5 protein-coding genes are annotated in these 12,067 nt (G+C 69.9%); 2 read left to right on the forward strand and 3 right to left on the reverse strand.

The window, feature by feature from the left end; genetic code table 11:
• Window positions 1-35: 35 nt before the first annotated feature.
• Genes INP57_RS10660 through INP57_RS10670 form a run of 3 tightly spaced genes read right to left on the reverse strand, consistent with a single transcriptional unit; the run spans window position 36 to window position 9,782 of the window.
• Window positions 36-1,592, reverse strand: coding sequence for an acyl-CoA carboxylase subunit beta (locus tag INP57_RS10660; RefSeq protein ID WP_200069988.1), 1,557 nt, complete (start codon window positions 1,590-1,592; stop codon window positions 36-38).
• Window positions 1,589-8,041: a type I polyketide synthase gene (locus INP57_RS10665; protein WP_200069989.1), complete on the reverse strand. Its 6,453-nt coding sequence runs from the start codon at window positions 8,039-8,041 to the stop codon at window positions 1,589-1,591. The genes INP57_RS10660 and INP57_RS10665 overlap by 4 nt, the downstream gene beginning before the upstream one ends.
• Complete coding sequence (locus INP57_RS10670) at window positions 8,034-9,782, reverse strand: fatty acyl-AMP ligase (RefSeq protein ID WP_200069990.1); 1,749 nt, start codon at window positions 9,780-9,782, stop codon at window positions 8,034-8,036. Before INP57_RS10670 ends, INP57_RS10665 begins: the two co-directional genes overlap by 8 nt.
• 455 nt (window positions 9,783-10,237) lie before the next feature.
• On the opposite strand from INP57_RS10670, the gene INP57_RS10675 reads away from it, so the two are divergent.
• The gene (locus tag INP57_RS10675; protein ID WP_200069991.1) at window positions 10,238-11,485 is read left to right on the forward strand and encodes a lipase family protein; all 1,248 of its coding nucleotides are present in this window, start codon (window positions 10,238-10,240) and stop codon (window positions 11,483-11,485) included.
• Window positions 11,486-11,605: 120 nt separating this feature from the next.
• Complete coding sequence (soxR, locus tag INP57_RS10680; protein WP_200069992.1) at window positions 11,606-12,067, forward strand: redox-sensitive transcriptional activator SoxR; 462 nt, start codon at window positions 11,606-11,608, stop codon at window positions 12,065-12,067.

Genomic DNA, 12,067 nt, shown 5'->3' on the forward strand with positions numbered 1-12,067 from the left:
GTGCTCGAGCTGGTGCTGGGACCACGTCCGGTCCTTCAGAGCGGCATGGTCGAGTGCTTCTTGGGCGGCGTTTCCTGCCGCTTGTTCGCCAGCACCCGCAAGGCGCGCACCAAGTGCTCGCGCGTGGTGGAGGGCTGGATGACGGCGTCTACGTAGCCGCGCTCGGCCGCGATGTAGGGAGTGGCCAATGTGGACCGGTATTCCTCGATCAGCTTGGCCCGCACGGCTTCCTCGGTACCGTTGGCCGCGGCCTCGGCCAGTTCCCGCCGGTGCAGCAGGCTCACCGCGCCGGAGGCGCCCATCACCGCGATCTCCGCGGTCGGCCACGCGAGGTTCACGTCCGCTCCGAGGTGCTTGGAACCCATCACCGCGTAACCACCGCCGTACGCTTTGCGCACCACGACGGTCACCTTCGGGACGGTCGCCTCCGAGTACGCGTAGATCAGCTTCGCGCCGCGGCGGATGATGCCGTGGCGCTCCTGCTCGACACCCGGCAGGTAGCCGGGAACGTCGGCGAAGGTCAGCAGCGGCAGCCCGAAAGCGTCGCAGAACCGCACGAACCTGGCGGCCTTCTCGGAGGCGTCGATGTCGATGGTGCCCGCGTTCTGCGACGGCTGGTTGGCCACCACCCCGACGCTGCGGCCCTCGACCCGGCCGAACGCGCAGATCATGCTGCGCCCGAAAAGCGGCTGCACTTCGAGGAAATCGCCGTCGTCGAGGACGAGTTCGAGCACGCGGTGCATGTCGTAGCCCTGGTGCGGCTCGTCCGGCACCAGCACGTCCAGTTCTCCGGCCGCCCCCACGTCCGAAGCGGACTCGTATTGCGGAGCGCTGTCCAGGTTGTTCGCGGGCAGGTAGCCGAGCAACGTCCGCGCCCAGTCGATGGCGTCGGCCTCGTCCTCTGCCAAGTGGTGGGCGTTGCCGGAGATTTCGCTGTTCGTCCGGGCACCGCCCAGCTCCTCCGCATCGGCCTGCGCACCGGTCACCGACCGCACCACCTCCGGACCGGTGACGAACATGTGCGAGGTTTTCCGCACCATGACGGTGAAATCGGTGATCGCGGGCGAATACACCGCCCCGCCCGCACACGGTCCCATGATCAACGACAGCTGCGGGATGACACCGGAAGCCAGCGAGTTCCGCCTGCCCAGCTCGGCGTAGTACGCCAGCGAGACCACGCCCTCCTGGATGCGCGCACCGCCGGAGTCGTTGATGCCCACCACCGGGCAGCCGATCTTCATCGCCAGGTCCATCACCTTCAGGACCTTCTCCCCGAACGCTTCGCCCATGCTGCCGCCGAAAACGGTGAAGTCCTGCGCGAAGACGCACACCGGGCGCCCGTCGACCGTGCCGTGGCCGGTTACCACCCCGTCGCCGTACGGTCGCTGGTCGTCGGTTCCGTAGGAGCCACCGCGGTGCCGGGCGAGTTCGTCCAGCTCGACGAAGGAGTCCTCGTCCAGCAGCAGGTGGATGCGCTCGCGCGCGGTGAGCTTGCCCTTGGCGTGCTGCTTGCCCCGGGCACGCGCATCGGCGTCGTGCACCGCGGTGTCGTGCCGCCGCTGCAACGCCTGGATCCGTTCCGCGGTTGTCATGCGCCCTCCCTGGTGAGTGCGGACGTGCCGAGTACACCCGCGAGGTGCGCCGCGATGACGTCCACGTTCGGCGGGTCGATCATGGACAGGTGGTCGCCGGGTATCCGCACCACTTCCGGAGCGGCCACGATCTCGTCCCACCCGAGCGCCTCGTCGGTGCGCAGGTAGCGCGGGTCCAATGTGGTCGTGGTGGTTTCGGCCTCCTGCGCTCGGTACAGCAGCACCCGCCCGTCGAACGGTCCGGGCTGATAGCGCTCCGCGATCCTTGCGTCCACATAGGACGTGTACTGGTGGTGCAGGACGCCTGCTCCCATGTCGATGTCCGCTCCCGACAGCGCACCGAGCACACGGCGCATCTGCTCGTCTTCGTCCAACCCCTGGAGCTCGGTCGAGCGCACCTGCAGCGCGACGCCGTAAGTCGACTCGATGTGCTCGGCGAACCGGTCGAACCGGCGCAGCACGAGCTGTTCGGACGTGGCGCCGTCCGGTGCGGGCAACGGGAGAATGGTGTCGATCAGCGCGACGAACTCGACCGGCTCGCCGAGCTCGGTGAGCCGGCGCGCGGTCTCGTAGGCGAGACATCCGCCGAAGGACCATCCGCCGAGGCGGTAGGGCCCGTGCGGCTGGAGTTCGCGTACCAGGTCCGCGTACCGCTGCGCCTTGGCCTCGACGGAGTCCAGGTCGTCGAGCCGTTCCAGGCCGTAGCACGGCTGGTCGGCACCTAGGCTCGCCACCAGCGGCTGGTAAACGCTGGTCGGGCCGCCTGCCGGGTGGAAGAGGAACAACGGGCGCCCAGTTCCCGTCGTGCGCAGCGCGCGCACCGGGCCGTCGGTTCCTTCGAAGCGCTGCCGCAGCAGATCCGCCATCCCCGACACCGTCGGGGTGCCGAACAACTCCTCCGTAGTGTCCGATGAGGACAGTCGTTCGCGAATCCCGCGGGCCACGACGTCGGCTTGCTCCCGCGTCCCACCGAGGTCGTAGAAGTCCTCGGCGACGCCGAACTCGACCGGGCCCAGTGCCTCGGCCCACAGATGTGCGATCCACCGCTCGGTCGCGTCCCGCGGGCCGATGCGTGCCGACTCGACGACCTCCGCAACGGTCCCGAGGCCCAGCTGTTCGGCCAGGTGCCGGGCGATGTCGTGCAGGCTCGCCCCGCGCAGCAGCAGCGCGGGAGGGACCGCCACGCCGAAGTCGCGTTCGACTGCGTTCCGCGCCCGGGTCGCCATCAGCGAGTCGAGCCCCAGCATCGTCAGCGGCGCGGCCGGGTCGAGGTTTTCCGCCGAGCCGCCGAGGATTCCCGCGACCTCCGACCTGAGATGCCCGGTGATCGATTCGACGGCTTCGGCGGGCCGGTCGCGCGGCAGCGAGTCGACATCGAACCGGCCCGCCGTCTTCGGCTCCGCGGTGACGACCGCATCGAAGAGCGGACGGGAGCAAAGTTGCGGGAAATACTCCGCAGCGCGCGCCGCGTCGAGCCGCGCCACACCGGTCGCAGTGCGCCCGGAGGCCAGCACCGCCTCCAACGCTTCGACGCCTTCGGCAGGGGTGAGCTGGTCGATCACCCGCGCGAGCGGGGACTCCGCCGCACCGCCGACGTCCGCCCAAAGTCCCCAATGGATGGTCGTGGCAGGAAGTCCGCGCGCACGGCGCAACCTGGCGAGATCGTCGGTCCAGGCGTTCGCGGTGGCGTAGGCGGCCTGTCCGGGAGATCCCAGCAGGGCAGCCGCGGAGGAGAACACCACCCACCAGTCCAGCTCGTGGTCAACCGTGGCCTCGTGCATCCGCCAAGCGGTGCGCGCCTTCGACCGCCACACCTGCTCGATCGCGTGCTCGTCGAGATCCGCCACGAGACCGTCGCGCAACGCACCTGCGGCGTTCACGACACCGCGCAACGCCATGCCGTTCTCCGTGGCCGCAGCGACGAGCTGCGCTGCGACGTCCGCAGTGGACACATCGCCGGTCACCACCCGGATCTCGGCACCCTCGGCCTCGATTTCGGCGAGTTCGCGGGCGACCGCCGCGGACGGTTCACCCCGGCCGTTGAGCACGATGCGCTGCGCCCCGCGCTCGGCGAGCCATCTCGCGACCGTGCGGCCCAAGCCGCCAAGTCCGCCTGTCACCACGTAGGCAGCCGGACGAACGACCTGATCGGTGCGGATCCGCCCCAACTCGGCGCGGTGCAGCCGCGCCACTTCACGATGTTCGCCGCGACGCCGGACCTCGTCGTCCGGAGCATCGGCGACGAGCTCCGCGGCCGCCGATGCCGTTCCGTCCGTGACCAGCATGCTCACCCGCAGTTCCGGGTGCTCGAACGCGAGCACCCGCACGAGCGCCCGCAAGCCCCAATCAGCACCGGAATCATCCGATGTGGACAACCACAACCGGATGTTCAGATCACGCCGGGACATTTCTCGCACGACGGCCGACGCGTGCAGCACGTGCTCCGCTCGCTCGGTCGAATCCGGGGAATCCGCCGGGAAAACGAGCACGACACCGCGCGGCGGGAGGCTTTCGTCATCGACGACCACGTCGAGCCCGGACTCGGGCCGGTGGAGGTCGCCGCGCACCGCCCGCTGGCCGGCGTCCCGCAATGCCGACACGAGGTCGTCGTCTTCGCCCAGGACCAGCCAGCTGCCTGCTTGCGCCGTGCCCGGCTCGGCCAGGTCCGCCGAATCCCAGCGCAGCTCCAGAAAAGCTTCGTCCAGTGGACGCGGCGGGGGCGCGAGCCCGCGAGCGCGGATCTCGGCGACCTCCAGCGCCGGCACGCCTTCGCCATCGGTGACCAGCAGCGAACCGATCGGTTCCGGGCCACCGGTGTGCAACCGCGCGTAGCAGCGGACCTGCTCGGGAAGCTGGCCGAGCTGGCGCACTCCCGCCAAAGCGACCGGCACACCGATCCCGGCTTCCGGGGCGCCGTCCCCGAGTCCCGCGGCCAGCAGACTTTGCAGGCACGCGTCCACCAATGCGGGATGTGCCGCGAACATCTCGGCATCGGCGGCCTGCTCCGGCAACGCGACCTCGGCCACCGCGAGGCCACCACGGGCACGTGCGGAACGCACCCCGCGGAAAGCCGGCCCGTAATGCTGACCGGCCGCACGCAACGCCGAATACAGATCGACCTCGGAACCGTCCACCTCGGACTTCTCGAGTCCGGATCGAGTCCCGCTGCGGACGAGGGTTGCCGTGGCATGGCAGGTCCATCTGCCGGTGACCGATCGCGAGTGCACCTCGACACGCCCGGTACCGGACTCGTCCGGCGTGAACGTGGTCGTGACGGGCACGTTGTCCGCCAGCAGCAGCACTTGGTGCAACTCGAGCGATTCTAGGCGCAATGCCCCGAGGTCGGCGTCCCACGCCTGCGCACCTGCCGCGAACGCGATCTCCAGGTAGGCACTGCCGGGCAGCACCGGAGTGTCCTGCACCTTGTGATCGGCTAGCCAGGGCAAAGCTTCTGTTCCGACGTCGCCGCGCCACGCGCTTGCGCCGCCCGGCAGATCGACTCGCAGGCCCAGCAGTGGATGTCCGGCCGGATCAGGTGCGGAACGTGTTGCGACCCAATGGGATTCGTGCTGCCACGCGGCCGGCGGCACATCCACGAGACGACCTTTCCGATACCCGGTGACCGGTATGCGGCCGTTCGTGTGCAGCTCGGCGAGGGCCGTGTGGAAGGTTTCGGTTCCATCCGTCCCGCGGCGGCCGGTGAACGCCGCCACCGGACGGGAAACTCCCGCCTCCGCCAGGGTCTCCTCGATCGCCGTGGTGGCGACCGGGTGCGGGGCCAGCTCGGCGAAAGTGCCGAAACCGGCCTCCGCTGCGGCGCGCACGGCCTGCTCGAACCGCACGGGGTTGCGCAGGTTGCGGACCCAGTAGTCGGCGTCGAACGCGGGGACCGAGCCAGGATCCGCCGTGCTGAACACCATTGTGGACGTTTCCCGGGGGGCGATCCCGGAGAGCTCCTCGCGCAACCGCGCCAGCACCCCGTCCACGGCAGCGCTGTGCCCGGCGCCGGACACGCCGAGCAGGCGAGCACTGCGGCCCGCGCGCTCGAAGTGCGTCACCAGCAGCTGCACCTCGTCGGAGGGCCCGGTGACCGTGCACCGGACCGGGGACGCGTGCACCGCCACGTCCACCCCGGGGAAAAGCTCCGCCAACGCCTCCACTTCCGCGGCCGACGCTTCCACGGCCGCCATCGCGCCGTTTCCCGCCGTGTCCACTTCGGACAGCAGTCGGGAGCGCGCGGACATCACACGCAGCCCGTCGCTCTCGTCGAGCGCTCCCGTGGCGACGGCCGCGGCCACTTCACCCAGCGAATGCCCGATCACCGCAGCAGGTTCGACACCGTAGGCGCGCCACAGCTCGGCATAGGCGACCTGCAGTCCGAACAGGACCAGCTGCGTCCGGTGCACATCACCGAGATCGTCCTGCCCGCTCAACACCGCGCGCAGGGAGAACCCGCACTGCCGCAGGTATTCCGGGTCGAGCCGGTCGACCGCCGCGGCGAACGCGGGCTCGTCGGCCAGCAGCTCGCGGCCCATTCCGGCCCACTGCGAGCCGTATCCGGAGAACACCCACACGATCCCCTTGTCACGCGTGGTCACCCTGCCCCGGACGCCGCCGGATCCGGCGGCGAGCGCACGGAGGCCGTCGAGCACGCCGTCCCTGCCACGAGCCACCACGGCAGCCCGCTCGGGATGCTGCTCCCGCCGGTGCGCCAAGGTGTGCCCGATGTCGGCCAGGCCGGCAGCACGCCCCTCGGGCGTTGCCATCCACTCCGCCAGGTCCGCGGCCGCGCGAAGCATCCGCTGCTCGGTGATTCCGGAGACGACGAAGGATTGCACGCCATCGCCGTCCGGGCTCCGGCGCCGCGAAGGCATCCGCCGCCACGCCTCCAGGACGACGTGCGCGTTGGTGCCGCCGAAACCGAACCCGGAGACCCCCGCACGCGCCACACCCGAGTACTTCGGCCAGTTCCGCGCCGCACCGACCACTTCCAGCCCGGACTGCTCGAACGGGATGTGCGGGTTCGGCTCCCGGTAGTGCAAGCTCGCGGGTAGCGAGCCGTGCCGCATCGACAGCACGACCTTGATCAATCCCGCGATTCCCGCAGCGGCCTCCAGGTGCCCGAGGTTCGTCTTGACCGATCCCAGCAGCAGCGGCCGCTGCGCGGGCCGCCCGCGGGCCAGCACCGAGCGCAGGCCCTCCGCTTCGATCGGGTCGCCGAGCAACGTGCCCGTCCCGTGCGCTTCGACGTAGTCCACAACGGACGGATCGAGGTCCGCACCTGCGTAAGCACTACGCAGCAAGTCCGCCTGCGCCACCGGATTCGGCGCCATCAGGCCGTTGGACCTGCCGTCCGAGTTGACCGCCGAGCCCCGCACGACCGCCAGGATCCGGTCGCCGTCGCGGTTCGCATCGGAGAGTCGTTTGAGCACGACGACACCGCAGCCTTCACCGCGCACGATGCCATCGGCGGAAGCGTCGAAAGCCTTGCACCGACCGTCGTCCGACAACGCTCCGGCACGATCGAAGTTCGCCGTGATCGCCGGCGACAGCAGCAGGTTCACACCGCCGGCCAGCGCGACCCGGCTCTCGCCCGACCGCAGGCTCGCGCACGCCTGGTGCACCGCCACCAGCGAGGACGAGCACGCCGTGTCGATCGCGGAACTCGGCCCCCGCAGGTCCAGGAAGTACGACAACCTGTTGGCCACAATGGACAGTGCTGCGCCGGTTCCGGTCCACGCGTCCACCGCTCGCAGATCGCGCGTGGTCAACGCGCCGTACTCGGTGGACGAAACCCCGACGAACACGCCGGTCGCGCTGCCGCGCAACGCCGAAGGCACCACGCCCGCGTGTTCCAGGGCCTCCCACGCAACCTCCAGCAGCAGCCGCTGCTGCGGGTCCATGACCGCGGCTTCGGTGGGCGAGATCTCGAAGAACTCCGCGTCGAACTCGTCCACTCCGTCCAGGAACCCGCCTGCCTTGGGCAGTTTGGACAGCGCGGGGTCCGCCCCGGAGAACCTCTCCCAGCGCCCCTCGGGGACCACGCCGACACCGCTGGCACCGGACTCCAGCAGCTCCCAGTAGCGGCGCGGTCCCCGGGCTCCCCCTGGGAAGCGGCAGCCCACGCCTACCACCGCAACGGGTTCGTCCGGCTCCGATTTTCGCGGGCGGGGGAACGGATCCGGCGACTCGTCGGCGCCGTCGGACCCGTCCGGTTGCGCCGCCAACGCCGCGGAAAGCCGGTCGATGGTCGGGTGCTCCCACAGCAGCGTCGGAGGCAACCGCTGCCCGACGATGTCCTGCACCCGCCCGGCCAGCTCCACCGCGTCCCGCGAGGACAACCCGAACTCCTGGAACGGGCGCCCGGTGTCCACCGAACCCGGGGGCAGCCCGAGCCGTCCGGCGACGTGCTGCGCCAACCAGTCCGCCCACTCCGCGCGATCACGCATGATCGGCCTCCAAGTAGCGCTCGCGGCACAACCGGCGGGCGACCTTGCCGCTCGACGTGCGCGGAACGGTGTCCGGTTCCACCAGCACGAGATCGCTGAGCAGCACACCGTGCTCGGCCGAGACCGCCGAGCGCACCGCACTGGTGATCTCCGCGGGGTCGCGGTCGGACGCGGCGACGCGCCTGCCGTACTCGGCCACGACGACCAACCGCTCACCTTCGGCCGCGCTGATCGCGAAAGCGGCGGTGTGGTGCTTGCGCACCGCCGGGTGCGCCTGCTCCACGGTCAGCTCCACGTCCTGCGGGTAGTGGTTGCGGCCGTCGATGATGATCACGTCCTTCATCCGGCCGGTGACGAACAGCTCGCCGCCGTCCAGCACACCGAGGTCGCCGGTGCGCAGCCAGCCGTCCGCGGGCAGCTCACCCGCGCCTACCGGTTCGGCGTCTGCCAGCTCGACGCCAAAGGTGTCCTGCTCGTCCCGGCCCCAGTAGCCCTGGCCGGTGTTCGGGCCGTGCACCCAGATCTCGCCCACGCCGCCGTCGGGCAGCACGGTGTGCGAGTCCGGGTCGACCACCGCGACCCGCTGTCCCACCGGGCGGCCGCAGGAGACCAGGTCGCTGACCGCCTCAGTCCCCTGCGGTGGTCGTGCTCGGCCCAGGGCGAGCTGCTCTCGGCTGAAACCGGCCACCCGCGGTTCGCTGCCCGAATCGGTCACCGAGACGAAAACCGTCGCCTCCGCCAAGCCGTACGAACAGCGGTGCGTCTCCGGGCGCAGACCGCAATCCGCGAACGCCTCGTTGAACCGGTGCAGCGTCTCCGGGCGCACCGGTTCGCTGCCGTTGATCAGTGAAACAACTTCGTCGAGCTGCAACCACGCCTTCTCCTCGTCGCTGACGCGCGCCGCGCAGAAGTCGTAGGCGAAGTTCGGTGCGGCGCTGATCGAACCCGGGTGGTCCGAGAGCAGCCGCAACCACCTGCCCGGACGCTGCAGGAACGCCACCGGGTCCATCAGCACCGACGGCAGGCCACCGACCAGCGGCGCGGCCACGGACAGCACCAGACCCATGTCGTGGAACAACGGCAACCAGCTCACCGAAACCGCACCCGGCTCGTTGCCGCCGTAGGCCCGCAGAGCCTGGTCCGCGTTGGCGAGCACGTTCGCGTGGGTCAGCTCCACACCGGCCGGGACACGGGTCGAGCCCGAGGTGTACTGCAGGTACGCCAGATCGTGCGGGCCCGTCGACGGTGGCCGGTACTCGTCCGCCAGCGTCGCGGGCAGCGTGTCGACGGCCGCGCAATGCCGCGGAGAACCGTCCCGGATCTGCTCCCGCACCTGATCGAACGAGCTCTTGCCGGTCAACGCGCAGCTCGGCGCGCAACTGTCCAGCACCCGCGCCAGACGGTCGCCGTGGCCGGGCAGGTCCGGGGTGAACAGCGGCACGGCGATCAGGCCCGCGTGCACCGCGCCGAGGAAACCGGTCACGTACTCCAGGCCCTGCGGAGCCATGATCGCCACCCGCTCACCCGGTTCGCAGCGCTGCTGCAGCCAGGCGGCGACGGTCCGCACGCGCTCGTGCAACTCGGCCCAGGACAGCGACCAGGCCACACCGTCCGGGCTGGCGTCGTGGTCGACGAAGGTGACGGCGAGGTCCTCGCCCGCTTCGCGGGCCGCGGTCACCAGCGGGTCGGTGAGCAGTCGCGCCGGACGCTCGGCGAGCGGTTCGTCCGTGCTCGGCACCATGGGAACTCCCTCCACGCGAGCCCCGAGCGCAGCACGAGCACGACTCGTGGCTGATCGGGGCGGGAAGTGCCGGCGCGTCGGAGAATTGTCACCACTCGACTACGCCGGCGAGCGGAGAAAAATTGTCACGGCGCGTTCGGGCATGTCAAGCGAGCCGCATCGGCAACGACGCTTCGCGCACCTAGTTGATCGCTTTTCCGGAGTTTTTTATCAGCACCGTGACAATCGCCGATGACATCGGTTGATCAGTCCGACACCTCTGGAAGGACCACCGGGCAAGTACGCTGAGCTGGCACTAAAGCTACTCCACCCGGAAAGCGCACGACATTCGATTCACTCGCACGGAGCATTGCCAAACGGTCCGCGATGTTCCATCTTCAGCATCCCGGACACGGCCGAATGCCTGCCCGTAACCCGCTTTCCCCGGAAATCCTCGACTTTTTCCCGGAGCAGCAATGAAGATCGCCTCATCACGTGCGGCAAATGCCGTTTCCATCGGTCTCACCGCAGCGGTTCTGACGGTTCTGACCGCTGCGCCCGTGCAGGCGGCGGATCCCGCGGCGCCGCAGGCACCGAGCGCCGCGGCGGAGCAACCGCCCGGCCCGTTCGACGACTCCTTCTACCGGCCGCCCGCCGAGCCCCCGGCAGGCGAGCCGGGTGACGTCATCCGCTGGCGCCCGGTCTTCCCCGCGCTCAACGGCGCCAATGCCGACGCCTGGCAAGTGATGTACCTGTCCACCGACGCCCGCGGCGAACGGAACACGGTCGTCGGCACGATCCTCGTGCCCAAGGGCGCCGATCCCGCCAAGACGCCCATCGTGGGTTTCGGACCGGGAACGCAAGGGCCCGCGTTCAAGTGCGCGCCGTCGAAAGCGGTCGAGCGCGGCACGCTCTACGACCAACCCGCGGTGAACGACGCGCTGTCGAACGGCTACGCCGTCGCGCTGACCGACTACGAGGGTTACGCACCGGGCGAGGACAACAAGCCGACCTACATCGTCGGCCGCTCCGAGGGGCCCGCGCTGATCGACAGCGTCCGCGCGGCGCAACGGCTCCCGCAGGCCGGGCTCTCCGCTGAGTCCAAAGTGGCCTTCCAGGGCTATTCGCAGGGCGGCGGGGCCGTGATGTGGGCGGGTGAGATGCAGCCCGAGTACGCGCCGGAGCTGAACCTGGTGGGCGTCGCAGGCGGCGGCGTGCCCGCCGACCTCAACGAAGTCGCGAAAGGACTGGACGGCTACGTCGGGTTCGGCTTCCTCGCCTTCGCCGCCGCAGGACTGGACTTCGCCTACCCGGATCTGAAACTGGACTCCTACCTGAACGAAACCGGCCGCGAAGACCTCGCCGACGCGCGGCAGAACGACTGCGTCGTGGAGCTGCTGACCAAGTACCCGTTCAAGCGGATCAGCGACTACACCCACACCGACCCGCTGGGCACACCGCAATGGCAGGAACGGCTGGCGGAGAACAAGCTGGGGCAGGGCAGGATCAACGCTCCAGTCTTCCAGTACCACGCCACCACCGACGAGATCGTGAACACGCCGCAGGCCGAGGCGCTGCACGAGACCTACTGCGCCAAAGGCATGGACGTGACCTGGCGGACCTACCCGAGCGACCACTTGAGCGGGATCTTCGCGGGCAACCCGGACGCGCAGCAGTTCATCAAGGACCGGTTCGAAGGCAAGCCCACCACGCCCAACTGCTGAACAGCACGGGCGCGCGGACCGCGGCGATCCCGGTTCGCGCGCCCGGCATGGCCGGAAGGCCGGCCCGCCCCGACGTCCGGAAACTTAGATTTAACGTGAAGTCCAAGTTACTGTGGACGCATGTCGAAACCGCCGCACACGTTGACCATCGGCGAAGTCGCGCACCGCAGCGGCGTCGCGCAGACCGCGCTGCGCTTCTACGAACAACGCGGCCTGATCACCTCCAGCCGCACCAGCGGCAACCAACGCCGCTACGAACGCGCCGTGCTGCGCAGGCTGGCGTTCATCCGCGCGGCGCAACGCGTCGGACTGAGCCTGGAACAGGTGACCGAAGCGCTGTCCACGCTGCCGACCGACCACGCCCCCACCAAGAGCGACTGGACCCGGCTGTCCCGTTCCTGGCGCGACGAACTGGACGCGCGCATCGACGGCCTGCAACGGCTGCGGGACCGGCTCACCGGCTGCATCGGCTGCGGTTGCCTGTCGTTGCGCACCTGCGCGCTGAACAACCCCGACGACGAGATGGCCGAGCAAGGCCCCGGATCACCGCTGCTGGAACCCGCTGCCGATCGGTCGCACTGA

Origin of the sequence: Saccharopolyspora galaxeae, from assembly GCF_016526145.1 — a bacterium.
GTDB lineage: Bacteria > Actinomycetota > Actinomycetes > Mycobacteriales > Pseudonocardiaceae > Saccharopolyspora_C > Saccharopolyspora_C galaxeae.